Origin of the sequence: Mucilaginibacter gossypii (genome assembly GCF_900100945.1) — a bacterium.
In the GTDB taxonomy this organism is placed as follows: Bacteria; Bacteroidota; Bacteroidia; order Sphingobacteriales; family Sphingobacteriaceae; genus Mucilaginibacter; species Mucilaginibacter gossypii.
Genome location: NZ_FNCG01000023.1, coordinates 1 through 15,892 on the forward strand (window position 1 = coordinate 1; position 15,892 = coordinate 15,892).

Genomic DNA, 15,892 nt, shown 5'->3' on the forward strand with positions numbered 1-15,892 from the left:
ATCGTACTTCTCCCGGTTTAAAGCCGAGCTATTGCAGGACGGCTCTTTTGAAAATATAGAAAATGCCCGCAGCGAGATATTTGAATATATTGAAATGTACTATAACCCTATCCGAAGACATTCAGCCTTAGGCTATATCAGCCCGATGGCGTTTGAGCGAAAGGCAAGTTATCCACAAAAAGCGGAGGCCCGATAAAAAGAAAAAAAGAAGCAAAAAAAGAAAAACGTGTTGAAATATGGAAAACTCTCCGAGTTTCCCACATTTCAACACCACAAACAAACAACAAGTTATTTATTTTTACTTTTATAAATCATGACAGATCAACTGTCCGGATAAACCATCACACCCCAGCGGGCAGGCCTCTGCGCACGGGTCTTCGACAGGCTCAGACTGACAGGCCATCTTTTGTCATTTCACCTTCAGAGGCCTCCGGGTTTAAACACTCAGCATCACAATCTATTAAATTCTACTCAAACACACTCTTCGCCTTCTTAATAGTTTTTTCCAGGTCGATGCCTTTTGCCAGTACACCTTTAAAAAGGTCGCCGGTTTCTTTAAGGCGGTCGATGGAATTAAAAATGGTAAAATCTTTCATGGTGAGCCCAGGTTTCACTTCGTCCCAATGCAGGGGCATAGAAACAGTAGCGCCCGGTTTAGGTCTTAAGGAATACGGCCCCGCTACGGTAGCTCCCGGACGGTTCTGCAGAAAATCAAGGTACATTTTACCATTTCGCTTGGCTACCATACGTTCCAAACTTGTATAATCGGGAATTTGCTTATGAACAATGCCCACCACGAGCCGCGCAAACATCTGTGACTGATCATAATCATACTTCGCGCCCAACGGGATATAAATATGCATCCCTGTTGATCCCGATGTTTTACAGTATGAAGGTACATCTATAGCGTCAAGCACTTTTTTTACCTCCAAAGCGGCCGCAATAACCTGGTCGAACGTATTTTTATCCGGATCGAGGTCGATCACGCAGTAATCAGGATTATCCGGCGATTGTACCCGGCTAAACCAGGGGTTCATTTCAATACATCCCAGTGATGCCATCCATAGTAAATAAGATTCATCAGAACCTACCAGATATTCTTTATGTTCCCCTTCGCTGGTGGTGTAAGGGAAAGTTTTAGTAATCCAATCGGGTGCTTTACCTTTCACATCCTTTTGGTAAAAACTTGGCCCATGAATGCCATTAGGAAACCTGTTGAGCGACATAGGCCTATCCTTTAAATAAGGTAAAATATATTCAGCGACCTGGTAATAGTAGTTGAACATATCCCGCTTGGTTACACCATCTTCGGGCCAGTAAACTTTGCTCAGGTGTGTAAATTTGAGCTCATGTCCGCAAATTTTGCGTACCTGGGTTTCATCTTTAGGATTAAGAAGGGTTTTCCGGTCAGTATTTTTCACGGGCTTAATGGCTTTAGCGTGTGTATCATTATCAGCTCCTTCGGCTTCCTCAACGGTTTCGGCGGTATGTTTCGGAGTTTCCAGTACAACATCTTTTGTTTTTTTATCGCTACGCATCCCTTTAAAAGAGGCTTGCCTGAACACTCCATCATTGGTCACTTCAGCAAATGCCACCTCGCAAACCAATTCGGGTTTAAGCCAGGTGGGTTTGGCCCCTAATCGCTGCGGCCTGAACCTTGACGGCTTATCCACATCAGGCTCCACTTCAAACGGACTTTTATCGGTAATAAGCGGCTTAAACTGTTCCATCATTTCTTTCTGCAGTTTATCAGAAAAGCCTGTACCCACTTTACCGGCATACTGTAGTTTACCCTTATCATCATATAAAGCAAGCACCAGCGCGCTGAACGATTTGGAAGTGCCCGCATTTTTGGTAAAGCCGGCAATGATCACTTCCTGCCTGCGTTGCACTTTTATTTTAAGCCACTCTTTTGAGCGAAGATCGGAAGTATAAACACTGCTGGCTTTTTTAGCGATGATACCTTCCAGTCCAATCCTTTCGGCGGCGTTAAAAAATTCGATCCCACCTGTATCAAAAACTTTGCTTTGACGGATGCGGTCATCATTGGTGGGAAGAACCGCACTTAAGATAGCCTGGCGTTGTTTAAGGGGCAATCCCATCAGGTTTTTACCCTCATACCAAAGGATATCGAAAACATAATAAACCAAATTGCCATCGGCCTCGCTCCGCCAGTTTTGCAGCGCTCCAAAATCGGAAACACCTTTATCATTCAATACCAGGATCTCGCCATCAATTACAGCATTGATCTGCCAGTCTTTCAGTAATTTATTAATTGGATAATATTTATCAAAAGGAAGATTATTACGGGAGATCAGCTCCGCTCCTTTCTTGTCGATCACGGCAATGGCCCTGTAGCCATCCCATTTAACCTCGTAAAGCCAATCGGGGTCATCAAAAGGCTCGTCTACAAGGGTGGCCTTCATTGGCTTTATCTTAGTTGGCGCTTTTGATTCAGGTGCTTTTTTTAGTAGTTGTTCAACATCAAAATCCTCCGTATCATTAGTGTCCACTTTCTTTTCCAGTTGTTCAACGGGTTCGTTCAGGACTTTTTTTTTACCTGTTTTTTCAGGCTTTTCTACATCCTCTTCATGCCCGTGCTGCCAAACCTTTTCGCTGGTTTTTTCCATATTTTCAATGGTTTTTCCAGAAAGAATAGATTTATCTTTTTTGGTAATATCTTTAACCGACGCAAATTGATCATTGTGCTTAATGAGCAGCCAGCCGTTTTCGCCCATACCATGAGTTTTAACAAGGGCATATTCACCCTCCAGCTTCTCGCCATGCAGTTTGATCTTTACCGACCCTGCCTCGAGTTGTTTAAGCAGGTGTTTTTCCTGGGCTTTTTTGCCTTTGATCTCTTCAATGGGCTCATAAGTACCCTCATCCCAAACTATAACGGTACCGCCGCCATACTCACCTTTGGGGATCAGGCCTTCAAAATTCCGGTAGTCAAATGGATGATCCTCAACCATCATAGCAAGGCGCTTGACCTTAGGATCGGTTGAGGGGCCTTTGGGTATGGCCCAGCTTTTAAGTACACCATCCATTTCAAGCCTGAAATCATAGTGTAAACGCGAAGCATCATGCTTTTGGATCACAAACATCAGGTGGTCTTTGTCCTTGCTCCTCCCCGCTTTGGGCTCACGGGTTTTGCTAAAATCGCGTTTTTCTGCATACTTTTCCAGGCTCATAGTGGTGCTATTTGTTGTTCAAAAATTTGGCTACCGCGACGGCTGAATTCCCAACGGCACGTACCGCTGTTTTTAACCTTTCCGGGCGAACTCCAAATTTGTTTGCCCAATACTCAACCTCATAATTTTCGCTGGTATTGATGATGCTGTTGTCATGCAATCCCGCTTTGTTCCCGTTGTTCATGATTAGTTTTATGATTGATATATTAACAGATCGGCCAATTAAAGGTTTGATTATTAATTAATAAATTATTGTACTAAAATTTATTAATCAGCAGATGGTTACTCCCACCCATCACTTTGGTCGGCGTAGTTTGGCATCATCATGTAAACCAGTACAGCAAGGCAGGCAAGCAATACCAAGCGGGTTACCCAGAATATAAACGTTTCCATAGTTATTTTTTTAGATATTTTAATTTGGTTTGCTGTGTAAAACTTAAGCATACCGCGTGCCATTTTACAACTATTTAAATACCAACAGGTTACATCAATACCACTAATTAAAATTCACCATATTTCGAGTATCGACGATTGTTTAACGATTATTAGTGATAAACACCCGCCCTTTTATTGATGCTACAAACAGTTTTTAAATCGCATTCAGGACAGTTTCAAACAACAAAGCCTGAGAAGTTTCGCTTCCCAGGCTTTTAGATAAAACGCTTAAAAGAATGTTACGATCAGGCTTTTATGTTTTGCCTGCCGGCCTTATGCCCTATTGTAGAATAAAAAAGGATAAACAGGTAAATAGGAATAAGCAAAATATAGGCAGACTGCGCCGAAAACTTTTCCGAAAAATAACCATAGAGCGGGGGCAAAACAGCGCCACCTGCAATGCCCATAACCAATAATGAAGATGCTATTTTAGTAAAGCGGCCTAAACCGGCCAATGCCAGCGGCCATATAGCAGGCCACATTAACGAATTGGCCAAACCAAGCAATGCAATACAAAATACCGATGCGTAGCCGTGGGTTAACAATGTTGCAATGGTTAAAATGAGACCCAAAATTGCCGAAGCTACCAACGCTTTTTGTTGTGTGATAAGTTTCGGGATACAGAAAACACCAACCAGGTAACCAACGATCATGGAGATCAAAGTACATGATGTAAAAAATTTAGCTGTTGATAATGGGATATGTTGAGAAGTGCCGTAAAGTGAAATTGAATCGCCGGCAATAACTTCGGCACCTACATAAACAAACAGGGTTGCTACGCCAAGCATCAAATGCGGAAACTGTACAATACTTGTTTTATTGGTATTTGCGGCAGCTACGGTTTCGTCTTCATGCTCGGTGTTGATCTCGGGTAATGATGAAAAATAAATAAGGATGGCCAGCAAAATCAAAACTACCACCATGATACTGTAGGGCATAATCACCCTTGATGCCAGCTCATTTAACTCCAGTGCTTTTTCTGTTGCACTTAAAGTTTTAAGCTTTTCGGTTATCGAATCAATATTGGCGAGTACTACAGTACCCAAAATAACAGGTGCTAAAGCGCCGGCGATCTTGTTACAGATCCCCATGATACTGATCCGCCGGGCAGCAGTTTCGGCAGGCCCCAAAATAGTGATATAGGGGTTTGAAGCGGTTTGCAGCACGGTTAGCCCAGTGCCCTGAACAAACAAGCCAATTAAAAATATCCCGTAAGTACGGGTCATTGCAGCGGGGATAAATATCAATGCACCTATTGCCATTACAAACAAGCCTATGGCCATCCCGTTTTTAAATCCAAACTTTTTGATGGTTTTTCCGGCGGGAATACCCATAACAACGTAAGCAATATAAAAAGCTGTAGTTACAAAATATGCTTCCTTGGTAGTCAGCTCGCACGCTATTTTTAAGTAGGGAATGAGTGTTCCGTTCATCCAGGTTACAAAACCAAAAATGAAAAATAAAGCACCGATAATTACAATTGGGTTTATCGCTGATCTTTTTACCGGCGATTCGATTACTGAACTTGTTGCCTGGGCCATAGTATATTATTTTATTTAGAGGTATTTTATTTTAAATGAATTTTACCGTACCAAAAAACTGCGACAAATGAAAATCAGGTACGGGGCTATCTATGTTGCTCCAGCTTATAAAATGCGGTTCGGGCAGGTCATCGCCGCATTTAAAAAAGTTTGCCCGGCTGGTTATGCCATTCAATGTTTGAATATCATGATAAATAAAAACATCAAAAGGAACCAGCAACGTTAACTCCCATTTATTAAAACTGGCTAAATCTTCAGCCCAATTTATCTTACTTAATACTTTTATGCCACTCACCGTATCATTAGGTACAGCCAGCCTTCCATTGCGGTCTTTACCAAAGCCAACCAATGCAGTCCCGAGGGCATTAAATTCCAGGTTGTAGTAATTTTGGTCATCGGCAAAACTTATAAAAAACTCCACGCAGCTATCTTTATAAACCGGATCATTTACAGCTTTATAAGTTACCTGTGTATATTGTTCCTCTACAAAATATTTTAGGGCTACACCGTTTTTGACATGAGCTATTGAAAAATTAACTGATGGAAAATATTGGGTATCGCTCCATAAAAGATTATCGATAGCGTACTTTTCTCCTTTTTCGAGTAAAACCGATAGCTCATCAAGGTTATTTTCATTGTAAGTACCCGGAATAAAGGGGGCGTAAACTTCCTTCACTGTTATTTTATAAAATGTTTAGTTTCAAATTATCAAAAGCGCATTCCAAATCAATGATTCATGCAGAATTAACAGGCTAATGTTAATTTTTCTACCAAAATAAACAAAAAGTTTATAAATTTTTTAATAATCTAAATTTACTTATTAAAAAAATATAAAAACTTTTCAATCCTCGTGCTTACCGGAGAACCACCTGCAATTTCTCTTTCAGTTCTACTTTATAATTAGCTACCTTGTACTAACCAATTTGTTATGAAAAGAAAAACTTTCATTCGATTAAGTACTACCTTGATGGCGTCTCCCTTATTATCATCATTCGAATCATTCGCGCAACAACCCCGCCTGCAAAACTGGTCGGGTAATTTAACTTACAGCACAGGCAATGTATTTTACCCAAAATCGGTTGAAGAGGTACAGCAGCTCATTAATAAGTACGATAAAATAAAAGCATTGGGCACCAGGCATTGCTTTAATAATATCGCAGACAGTAAAGATAACCTGCTCTCCACGCGCGACCTGAACAAAGTGGTATCCATCGACAAGCAAAATCATACAGTTACGGTTGAAGGAGGTATAAAATACGGCGAGCTTGCCCCGCATCTCGATAAAGAGGGCTTTGCGCTGCATAACCTCGCCTCGTTGCCCCATATATCAGTAGCCGGCTCAATTACAACGGCAACACATGGCTCGGGCGTAAAAAACGGTAACCTATCAAGCGCAGTAGTGGGGCTGGAAATTGTTAAAGCCGATGGCAGTATCGTTCATCTTTCAAAAGCAAAAGATGCGATAAAGCTAAATGCGGCCGTGGTTGGGCTTGGAGCATTGGGTGTAATCACCAAAGTTACCCTGCAAATACAACCAACTTACATGATGAAACAGCATGTATTTACAGGCTTGCCTATGAGCGAGCTAAAGCAGCATTTTGAAAAAATTGTTTCGGCCGGGTATAGTGTTAGCCTGTTTACCGACTGGCAAAGTGACGATATTAACGAAGTTTGGATAAAAAGCCGGATGGGTACCGATAAAGACGAAAACCTGAAGGAATTTTACGGAGCAAAAGCAGCTACAAAAAACCTGCACCCAATTATAGGGCTCTCTGCCGAAAACTGCACCGATCAAATGGGCGTTCCGGGGCCATGGTATGAGCGGTTGCCGCATTTTAAAATGGGCTTTACACCAAGCAGCGGAAAGGAGCTACAATCAGAGTTTTTTGTGCCTTTTGATCATGCCGTTGAAGCTATCGAAGCAGTGGCGCGATTAGGGAAGCAGATTGGCCCTCATCTTTTCATCACCGAGATCCGCACCATTGCCGCCGATGACCTGTGGATGAGCCCTGCCCATAATCAAAAATCGGTGGCTATCCATTTTACCTGGAAACAGGAAACAGAAGCTGTGTTGAAATTGCTCCCTCAAATTGAACAGGAGCTTTCTCCGTTTAAAGCAAAACCACACTGGGGTAAAATCTTTACCATCCCTGCTAAAACATTAGCAGCACGTTACGAAAAGATGGATGCTTTTAAAGCTCTGGTAGCCGAATACGATCCGCATGGAAAATTCAGAAACCAATTTTTAGCAAACGAGCTTTATACTTCCTGAAATCAATGGGCTAAGGCTGCAGCTAATTAAAAAATCAATTTATTAGCTTTTAGCCTTATGCTTTTTGCTTTAAGCTTTTCGAAAAAACTTATGGCTGCTGCCTGCGCGGGCGTTTTGCTCTTACCGGGGCCGCAGCCTCCTGCTGTTCATAGCGGTTATTTTCGCGCGGAAAGCGGGGCTTATTGTAACCTTGTGGTTTTACCTTGTTAAAACCGGGCTTAGGTTTTGAAAATTGCTGCTTTTGTTGCGGCTGGTGCTTTTGTTCTGCTATCCTCACGCTTATCTCACGCTCATCGATAGTAGCACCATTCATAGCGTCAATTGCCCGTTGAGCGCCTGCCTCATCAGTCATTTCTAAAAAACCATAACCTTTACTAATGCCGCTGTCTTTATCGGTAATTATCCGCACGGTGCTTACCGTGCCATAAGCACTGAACAGTTCAACAAGTTCAATTTCTTCCATGTCCCGCGGAAAACCCACGATAAAAAGCTTAATCATACTCTACCAAGTAATTGCAATAGGTAACCAGTCAGCAAATATAGTGCACAAAAATGGTTTAGCCTATTGCTTAACCACCTGTTAAAGGCTTATTTACAAAAAAAGCGTTCCGGATATTATCCCGGAACGCTTTTTCACACTAATTGTGTAGTAAATCGCTTTGGATTATTTCCATTCAAACCTCTTTAGCGTCTTAAATATTATCTCAACTCATAATCAATCCCTTGCCCTTTATTTAGCTACTTAAGCTGCATATATATACACGAGCATTATCACTGTGGATCGATGCTATTCAAAGGATTGATATAGTATCGGTATCGCTCGAGAATTCACGGCTTGATTTTTTCTTTTACCGTTGCTGTTAACACCTCGCACTATTGGTTAACTGGTGAAAATTGCTGATAAAATTACCCATAGTTCCTCAATATTGTAATGCCTGGTTAAAACTTATTAAACGCTGCTTAATTATTTTGCCTTGCGGATATAAAGACTGCCGAAGGTGGTTTTCATCAATAATTCGGGACCGCCGCCGGCTATTTTCCCGTAAACCCAATCCTCCATTTTCAGGCTGTACATTCCTTTTTCACCGGTATTTTTGGTAACAACCGGTTTGCGCTGCTCGGTAACCACATCAAAATCGGTGAATATATCACCCTGATCTGATTTTAACTTTACATTGGCCTTAAGGCTTGCCGGGAACGTAACATCAACCTTGCCGTTGAGCGTTGAAAATGCCATGGCCGCTTTTGCATCAATGCTTTTAAAGCTAACCTCAACATTGCCATTAACCGTATTGGCCACAACAGATCCTGATATATTATTTAGTTTGATATAGCCATTAACATTCCGTATTTCCAGGTCGCCGCTCAGATTGCTGGCATTGATGTTACCATTATTTACAGTGGACAATTTAACGCTGGTACTATTCATGGGTACTTTAATAGTCAAATTAGTAGTTTTATTAGGGCTGCCATGAACGTTTACCTGGTTATTGTTTTCCTGGGCTTGTACATCCAGGTTGCTCCCGGCCGATAAACGCCTCATTCCGCCCGGTGCCGGTTCCTTTTCACGGTGTTTTCTTTCTTCAGCCTGGGCATCAATAATAATATCCTTACCCTCATAACCTGTTATGGTTATTGAACCATTAATCAGTCCAACTTCCAGTTTATATGGCTTTCCCGGATCACTTAACGGCACAACTAACTGCCCTTTTTCACCGTCCTGCGCCCAAAGCCTCGTGCTTAACAGCGCAGTTAGTAGTAATATACCTGTAAATCTTATCGTTTTCATGTTGTTATTTTTTATTGTTGTTTTTTGATATAAATATTGCCGTTAAGTGTTTCAAACTTAAATAGCTTTCCGCCTGCCCCTATACGTACGCCATTATTTTTACTAAGCTTGTAAGTAGTGCTGCTGCCGCTTTTTGATTCAGTTTTACTTACTCTTGCAGGCAAAATCTCTGCATCCGGAAAATCGGTATAAAACTGTCCGTTCATACTTTTAAATTCAAGATCAGCTGCCAGGTTAGCCGGGTAAGTTACTTCAAGCTTACCATTAAGTGTATAATAGCTTGAAGCATCGGGTGGCACCGAGAGGTAAGTTACATTAAGCGGCCCGTTAATGGTATGTGCGCTGGTTGTACCTTTGGCATTGGCAATGGTTATGCCGCCGTTTACATTGTTTACTTTTAATGCCCCATATACATCATTAACTTCAATGTTACCATCGTTTACGGTTGATACGCACAGGTTTATACCATAGGGCACTTTAACAGTATACTCTAATTTTACCGTATAATCTATATGATGACGATCCTCTCGGTTCCAGTTGCGGCGTGGGCGGGTATCGTAGGGTTCGGCCGTGTAAGCGATAATACTATCAGCCTTTTGATCAAATCCCAGTTTAACTTCTTTTTTACCGGTTTCTACATCACCAGCGCTTTTGCCCCGGATGGTTTCATCTACCTCAATTGATACCTGGTTGCCTGAATATCCCTGCACGGTTATAGAGCCCCAAATATTGTAAATGGCCAGCGTAGTGCCCGAAGCCGCTCCCTGCAAAGTGAATTGCTTACTGATATGCTCTTTATAATCCTGGGCATGGGCCGAAATTTGGGCAAGGCAAAGCCCCAGACCTGCTAAAACAGGTAATAGTGATCTTTTCATGATTTGGTTTATTTTTAAATAAGTTGGGTTATCGTTTGTTTGATTTTATCGCGAACGCCATTATCAAGGCCTTTTTGTTTCAGTAGTTCTTTAAATGATTTTACTGATCGTTTTTCCTGCAGTTTCAGCATGACATCAGCAATGGCCAGTTGCATCAGCGGCGAATCCTGCTCAACTATTGATTTGATGAGGCCTTCCCTTACTTCCGGGTAACCGGTAAGGTGTGTCAGCGCATCAAGCGTGCTCAGGCGTACATTTACATTGGGGTCGTTGTTCAGCGTAGCCAGTAAAGCATCTATCACCTGCTTATCTGCATGCTTGATCTCGCTGGTATAGCTTACCCCCCTGATCCGCTCGGAGGCTGATGGATTTTCAAGCAGGGCCAGCATCATGGTTTGTTTAAGCTCATGCACCTGCGAGCTTAGGGCTTTCAGTTGTTTATCCTGGTCATCACTTTTGCTTTTACCGAAAAACAGGTAGCCTGCGCCGACTAAAATCACAACCATTGCCAGGTTATAGGCCATGGGCCAGCGTGGCTGCCACTCCCAGATCCGGCTTACCTGGTATTTAATATCAGCCCACAAACTCCTTTGCTCTTTTACAGATTCCTTGTAGGTATCCAGCATGGCATAAAACTTCACGCCCATATTGGCCGATGGTTCGGGCGTTTCGATTTGGCCCATTGCATCCCACATTTGCTGAAGTCCCTGCAGCTCTTCGCGACAATTGGCACAGCCTGCAATATGTCGCTCTAAAGCCCCACTTTCTTCAGGACTTAACTCTTTGTTTATCCAACCGGTAAACAGTTCCTCATATAGCTCACATTTCATCTTATACTGTTTTATCGTTCCATTTTTACATAAATACTTTTAAGCTCCTGCATGGCCCGGTGGATGCGCACTTTTACTGTGCCTTCGGTCATGCCCAGTATTTCGGCTATCTCCTGGCATTTTAGTTCCTGGAAACGGCTCAGGGCCAAAATCTCGCGCTGGCTTTCACTTAACTTTTCCATGGCACGATGTAGCTCAGCCTTAGCTTGCTTTTTTTCAAATTGTTCATCCGGCACCAGGCCCCCTGCCATGGTTTCAGCCGCTTCCACGCCCTCGTGTTGTACCTGCTGTTTGTTTTTGCGCCAGTGATCTTTTAAAACATTGCGGGCGATAGAGTACATCCAGTGGATATATTCGCCGGTGCCGGTAAACGTGTGCCGGTATTTGAGCATTTTGTAAAAAACCTGCTGTACCATGTCCTCACTTAGTTCGCGCTGGTAGGTCATGTGGAACAGAAAGCCATACAACTGCCGATTGTAGCGTTCAAAGAGCATACCCATCCTGTCAAGGTCGCCGGCTTTCACCTTTAGCATAATGGCATTGTCTGTAAGCGTATTCAATCAGTTTGTAATTATGTAATATACCTTAAGTACTTCAGCGGCGTAAAATGGTTACAGAAAATTTTTATTTTTTTGGAGGATGCAATTGGCGATCAAACTTAACAGAAATTTAAACCAAACAGGCAATTGGTTTGAAGTGTAATTAACTAACTTTATAATAACAATTAAAACCATAACATCATGACCACCACCGAAGTAGCAGCAAAATTAGTTCAGTATTGCCGCGAAGGCAATCATACCCAGGCTATTGATGAGCTTTATGCAGATAATATTGTGAGCCGGGAGCCAAAAGGTTCGCCAATGGAGCTTACTGAAGGTAAAGAGGCAGTTAAAGGCAAAACAGAATATTGGTATGCCTCGGTTCAGGAGATTCACAGCGGCGAGGTATCTGACCCGATTGTTACCGGTAATTTTTTCGCGGTAACCATGGATATGGATGTTACCTATAAAGAAGGTGGCCGTATGCCAATGAATGAAATTGCGGTTTATGAAGTGAAAGACGGAAAAATTATAGCCGAGCAGTTTTTTTATAATATGGGCTAAGCGCACCTAACCAATAATAAATGACAAAGGCCTTCGCTCTCCGCAAAGGCCTTTTGTTTTTATCTTCGGAGCAATAAAGATCACTATTCCATTGAGCGGATAATACCCAGCTCAAGCCCTCTTAATTCGGCAAGGCCACGCAGCCTGCCAATGGCCGAATAACCGGGATTAGTTTTCTTTTTAAGGTCATCAAGCATCTGGTGACCATGATCGGGGCGCATAGGGATACTTAATTTACGTTGTTTCATTACCTGCACCAACTCTTTTACCACAGCGTACATATCCACATCGCCTTCCAGGTGGTTATCCTCATAAAAATCGCCAAACTCATTGCGGCGGGTGCTGCGCAGGTGGATGAAGTTGATCCTGTCGCCAAATTGTTTTACCATGGCTGGCAGGTCATTATCCGATCTTACTCCGTATGAACCTGTGCAAAAGCATAAACCATTGTTTAATGAAGGTACAGCCTCAATAAGCGCGTTGATATGTTCGGCGGTGCTCACTACCCTTGGTAGGCCTAAAATGGCATATGGAGGATCGTCCGGGTGGATAACCATTTTTATATTATTGGCATCGGCAACCGGGATAACCTGCTGCAGGAAAAAGATCAGGTTTTGCCTCAGCCTTTCCGCATCAATGCCGTCATAGGCAGCAAGGGCGTCCCTGAATTTATCCAGCGTAAAGCTTTCTTCGCTACCGGGCAGGCCGGCTATTATATTGCGCTGAAGTAGTTGCTTGTCATCATCGCTCATGCCACCAAAACGGGCTTTGGCACGGGCAAGTTCATCGGCGGTATACTCCTGTTCGGCCCCTTCTCTTTTGAGCATAAATACGTCGAAAGCTATAAATGCAGCATTTTCAAAGCGGAGGGCCTTTGAGCCGTCTTCAACTGTAAAAGCGAGATCGGTACGCGTCCAATCCAGTACAGGCATAAAGTTATAGGTAACGATATGGATCCCGCAGGCGGCCAGGTTTTGCAGGCTTTGTTTATAGTTTTCGATGTATTGCAGGTAGTCTCCGGTTTGGGTTTTGATGGCTTCATGAACGGGTACGCTTTCAACTACGTCCCAGGTAAGCCCGGCAGCTTCAATGATCGCCTTGCGCTCGTTAATGGCCTCAATTGTCCATACCTGGCCATTGGGTACCTGGTGCAGGGCGCTTACTACGCCTGTACATCCCGCCTGCCTGATATCGGCCAAACTTACAGGATCATTAGGGCCATACCAACGCATCGTGTTGATCATACTGAAGGCATTGCTTGTATTGGTATCACTCATTTTATATAGTAGTAGATTTAATATTCAAAAACAGGGTGTTCAATTTTAGAAAGGTTGAACACTTCAAAAAAAGCCAATATTGATAATCAAGCACTTAAGTGTTCAAAATATTACAGCAAAATAACTAAAGCACTAATAATCAACAAAATAACATTTAATAACTTATTTCATTGAACACCTGATTTTTAAAAATTGAACACTGACACAGCCATGTCAGTAAACACATATCAAGCTGCAATTATCACGCGCCAATAATCGTTATATTTTTTTAATAGCCTAACAGGTAATTACAAATAATTTTGTGTGCTGGTTGAGCTTTGAGCAATCTCACATTCAATCCTTTCATTATGCAGCGCGATCCTTACGGCAGGTAAAAGAAATTATTGTTATCAAACTTGCATCGTCGCGCTCTTGGCCGCGCGGGGCCAGGTACTTTTGTCTTGATACAAAAGTACCCAAAAAATCAAGTCAGCAGGGAGGCTTCTTTGCGCTCACCCACTCCACAGCCCGTCGCGCCGGCCTTTGCCCTGCAAAACGGGCAGAACCACGGGCTGCAATTATTTTGCCCCGCTACGCTCGCGCTTTCCCAATGCTTCTGCAAAAACTTGCTATGCCCCTTCCTGCGCTCAAGGCCACTATTGTTCTGCCCGCTTTCACCCGAAGCTTACCTGCTGACGGAAAAGTGCTTTTTTCAACGGCCCATGTTGAGCCAATCGAAGCATGGTGCGCAAGGCCTTTGCGCGCGACCCTTCGACTGGCTGCCATTGACAAGTGTACAATATACTGATTATCAGACGCAAAAAAATGTCATCTGCAATGCGATCATTTGTGAACAAATAAACCCCTACTCAGGGTGACAAGCCCCTCTCTTGGTTTACGCCCAATCAAAATCAACCACCCTGCCATTCAGTTTCCATTTGGTTGGCAACATGGTTTCCATCCAATCTAATGGCTGGCCCTGTGGCTGTACTTTGGCGGCTTGTGCGAAAGCCGTTTTTACTGCTTTCTTTTGATCTTCGCCCATGGCTTCGGGCTGACCGGAGATGAACAGCGGCGCGCCACTTTCGGCTAATAATTGCAGCCACTGCTTGTTCCTTTTCCATTCAATATCTTTAGTAAGACCTACGCAATCGCCATCTACTGCATAAAAGGCATTGTGCTGCGGCAGGCGGAAAGCGAGCGTGTTAACGCCCATTTTACGGGTACGCGCCCATTCATGACCACTGGTATCATCGCCGATACGGCAAAGTTCAAACACCCCGGCCGACAGGTGGCTCATCGTATTACAACCAATCACATAAATGCCATCACCCGCGGCTTCACGGATGGAGCGGTACAGGTGCAGGATGATTTCGGCGTTGGTTTTTGTCCTGTCGTTAAAATGCCAGCCCGGCGAAGTAAAGCTGTCCTTCATATCAAAACCCCAGCGGCCTGCTATGTCATAAGTGGTAAAATCATGCTTTACCATTTCGTATCCCCATTGCTTGTACACATCAAAATTATGTTTAATACGGGCTATATTTTCGGGGATGGTTGGATCGAGTACCGGATTTTTCGGGTCATCCCTGCCGGGGACCTTTGGCGCCAGTAAGCTGGTCTTCTCATCATGCTTAGCACAAAGCGGACGCATCCACAGGCCGGGGCGCATACCCAATTTTTTGATCTCATCACCCAGCGCATGCATATCCTTAAACTTATCGTTTGGCTTTGAAAAGTCATCGTTCCAGCCGCCGTCACCGGGTAATAACGGCGAATAAGTGGCCCAACCGGCATCTATAACCGAAAAAGGTTTATTACTATGATCGGTAACCAGTTCGGCCATCATAGCGGTGGTTTTTTTGATCAGTTCGGCCGAGTTGTTTCCGTAAGCAAAGTACCAGTCGTTAATCCCGTATACCGGTTGCTTTGGAATGCGCGGCTTTTCGCACATCATTTTACAAAAGCGATGGGTTGCAGCAAAAGTATTCTCTCCTGTTTTAGCATTGGTGGTTATAACATCCGCAGCATGCAGTTGCCTGTCGCCCAGCAGCACCCCCACACCACCCGAAGTTGTATCCAGGGTAAGTTCAATGCTGTCATTATTTACGCCCCACCAGCAAATACTATTAGCACCGGTTTTTACCCCGAAGCAGGCCGTTTGCTTATCATCATGAATAATTACATACCACGGATTTTTAATGCCTGCAGCTATAGTTTTCCATTGCAGGTCGCCATAAGAACGTTCCCAATGATCGCCCAGGAACTTGGCTGATGCAGCAGTATTGTGTTTCCACTTTAATCTTATCGCGTTTAATTCCTGTTTTGGCGATGAAACGAATACGCCAAGTGCATTGCCATTAGTTTTCAAGCTTACGCTTATTTCTTTATTAGCGTAGTGAGATCCGTTTGACGCAGTAAGCTTAACCCAATCGGTACCGGATTGAGCCCAAACCTCATCAGGGGCGTTCATCATCGCGGCTCCGTTCAGGGCCGAATAAGTAAGCTTGCTAAAAAGCATTGCAGCGCCCGTGGCTGCAGAAATTTTGATAAAATGCCGTCTTTGCATAGTAGATGTAATTGCAGTGATTATCTGTTAA

At 43.3% G+C, this 15,892-nt stretch carries 14 protein-coding genes; 3 read left to right on the forward strand and 11 right to left on the reverse strand.

Annotation, left to right across the window (positions count from 1 at the left end; genetic code table 11):
- The coding region (locus BLS28_RS31440) for an IS3 family transposase (RefSeq protein ID WP_256337559.1) at positions 1-196 on the forward strand (196 nt) is incomplete at its 5' end.
- 271 nt (positions 197-467) lie between these two features.
- On the opposite strand, the gene ligD is transcribed toward BLS28_RS31440, so the two are convergent.
- The 4 genes from ligD to BLS28_RS27580 form a co-directional block, all read right to left on the reverse strand.
- A complete protein-coding gene (ligD, locus tag BLS28_RS27565; RefSeq protein ID WP_091175353.1) occupies positions 468-3,194 on the reverse strand; it encodes a DNA ligase D in 2,727 nt (908 codons plus the stop codon).
- A gap of 7 nt (positions 3,195-3,201) precedes the next feature.
- Positions 3,202-3,378: a DUF3606 domain-containing protein gene (locus BLS28_RS27570; protein ID WP_091175355.1), complete on the reverse strand. Its 177-nt coding sequence runs from the start codon at positions 3,376-3,378 to the stop codon at positions 3,202-3,204.
- Positions 3,379-3,874: 496 nt separating this feature from the next.
- Positions 3,875-5,170 carry a sugar MFS transporter gene (locus BLS28_RS27575; RefSeq protein WP_091175357.1) on the reverse strand — a complete coding sequence of 432 codons (1,296 nt, stop codon included), beginning with the start codon at positions 5,168-5,170 and terminating at the stop codon, positions 3,875-3,877.
- Positions 5,171-5,201: 31 nt separating this feature from the next.
- Positions 5,202-5,846, reverse strand: a complete 645-nt coding sequence (locus BLS28_RS27580) for a carbohydrate-binding family 9-like protein (RefSeq protein ID WP_176844579.1) — start codon at positions 5,844-5,846, stop codon at positions 5,202-5,204.
- 252 nt (positions 5,847-6,098) lie between these two features.
- Here BLS28_RS27580 and BLS28_RS27585 point away from each other — a divergent pair, with 252 nt between their 5' ends.
- A complete protein-coding gene (locus BLS28_RS27585) occupies positions 6,099-7,442 on the forward strand; it encodes an FAD-binding protein (RefSeq protein WP_091175361.1) in 1,344 nt (447 codons plus the stop codon).
- An 88-nt stretch (positions 7,443-7,530) separates the two neighbouring features.
- Here BLS28_RS27585 and BLS28_RS27590 read toward each other — a convergent pair whose 3' ends face one another.
- The 5 genes from BLS28_RS27590 to BLS28_RS27610 all read right to left on the reverse strand — a co-directional run bounded on the left by BLS28_RS27590 (position 7,531) and on the right by BLS28_RS27610 (position 11,496).
- A complete protein-coding gene (locus tag BLS28_RS27590; RefSeq protein WP_091175364.1) occupies positions 7,531-7,941 on the reverse strand; it encodes an RNA recognition motif domain-containing protein in 411 nt (136 codons plus the stop codon).
- Between the two features lie 465 nt (positions 7,942-8,406).
- On the reverse strand, positions 8,407-9,231 hold the full coding sequence (locus BLS28_RS27595; protein ID WP_091175366.1) for a DUF4097 family beta strand repeat-containing protein: 825 nt from the start codon (positions 9,229-9,231) through the stop codon (positions 8,407-8,409).
- 11 nt (positions 9,232-9,242) lie between these two features.
- Complete coding sequence (locus tag BLS28_RS27600) at positions 9,243-10,106, reverse strand: DUF4097 family beta strand repeat-containing protein (protein WP_091175369.1); 864 nt, start codon at positions 10,104-10,106, stop codon at positions 9,243-9,245.
- A gap of 14 nt (positions 10,107-10,120) precedes the next feature.
- Positions 10,121-10,936: a zf-HC2 domain-containing protein gene (locus tag BLS28_RS27605; protein ID WP_091175371.1), complete on the reverse strand. Its 816-nt coding sequence runs from the start codon at positions 10,934-10,936 to the stop codon at positions 10,121-10,123.
- A gap of 11 nt (positions 10,937-10,947) precedes the next feature.
- A complete protein-coding gene (locus tag BLS28_RS27610) occupies positions 10,948-11,496 on the reverse strand; it encodes an RNA polymerase sigma factor (RefSeq protein ID WP_208057811.1) in 549 nt (182 codons plus the stop codon).
- Positions 11,497-11,676: 180 nt separating this feature from the next.
- On the opposite strand from BLS28_RS27610, the gene BLS28_RS27615 reads away from it, so the two are divergent.
- On the forward strand, positions 11,677-12,039 hold the full coding sequence (locus BLS28_RS27615) for a nuclear transport factor 2 family protein (RefSeq protein ID WP_091175378.1): 363 nt from the start codon (positions 11,677-11,679) through the stop codon (positions 12,037-12,039).
- A gap of 83 nt (positions 12,040-12,122) precedes the next feature.
- On the opposite strand, the gene uxuA is transcribed toward BLS28_RS27615, so the two are convergent.
- Both uxuA and BLS28_RS27630 read right to left on the reverse strand, forming a co-directional pair.
- Positions 12,123-13,316, reverse strand: a complete 1,194-nt coding sequence (uxuA, locus tag BLS28_RS27620) for a mannonate dehydratase (RefSeq protein ID WP_256337561.1) — start codon at positions 13,314-13,316, stop codon at positions 12,123-12,125.
- A gap of 874 nt (positions 13,317-14,190) precedes the next feature.
- Positions 14,191-15,861, reverse strand: a complete 1,671-nt coding sequence (locus BLS28_RS27630) for a hypothetical protein (protein ID WP_091175383.1) — start codon at positions 15,859-15,861, stop codon at positions 14,191-14,193.
- Positions 15,862-15,892 lie beyond the last annotated feature (31 nt).

Excerpts from the sequence above, each read along its gene's own strand:
- ligD (WP_091175353.1), bottom strand. The coding sequence starts at position 3,194 with ATGAGCCTGGAAAAGTATGCAGAAAAACGCGATTTTAGCAAAACCCGT.
- BLS28_RS27570 (WP_091175355.1), bottom strand. The coding sequence starts at position 3,378 with ATGAACAACGGGAACAAAGCGGGATTGCATGACAACAGCATCATCAAT.
- BLS28_RS27575 (WP_091175357.1), bottom strand. The coding sequence starts at position 5,170 with ATGGCCCAGGCAACAAGTTCAGTAATCGAATCGCCGGTAAAAAGATCA.
- BLS28_RS27585 (WP_091175361.1), top strand. The coding sequence starts at position 6,099 with ATGAAAAGAAAAACTTTCATTCGATTAAGTACTACCTTGATGGCGTCT.
- BLS28_RS27590 (WP_091175364.1), bottom strand. The coding sequence starts at position 7,941 with ATGATTAAGCTTTTTATCGTGGGTTTTCCGCGGGACATGGAAGAAATT.
- BLS28_RS27595 (WP_091175366.1), bottom strand. The coding sequence starts at position 9,231 with ATGAAAACGATAAGATTTACAGGTATATTACTACTAACTGCGCTGTTA.
- BLS28_RS27600 (WP_091175369.1), bottom strand. The coding sequence starts at position 10,106 with ATGAAAAGATCACTATTACCTGTTTTAGCAGGTCTGGGGCTTTGCCTT.
- BLS28_RS27605 (WP_091175371.1), bottom strand. The coding sequence starts at position 10,936 with ATGAAATGTGAGCTATATGAGGAACTGTTTACCGGTTGGATAAACAAA.
- BLS28_RS27615 (WP_091175378.1), top strand. The coding sequence starts at position 11,677 with ATGACCACCACCGAAGTAGCAGCAAAATTAGTTCAGTATTGCCGCGAA.
- uxuA (WP_256337561.1), bottom strand. The coding sequence starts at position 13,316 with ATGAGTGATACCAATACAAGCAATGCCTTCAGTATGATCAACACGATG.
- BLS28_RS27630 (WP_091175383.1), bottom strand. The coding sequence starts at position 15,861 with ATGCAAAGACGGCATTTTATCAAAATTTCTGCAGCCACGGGCGCTGCA.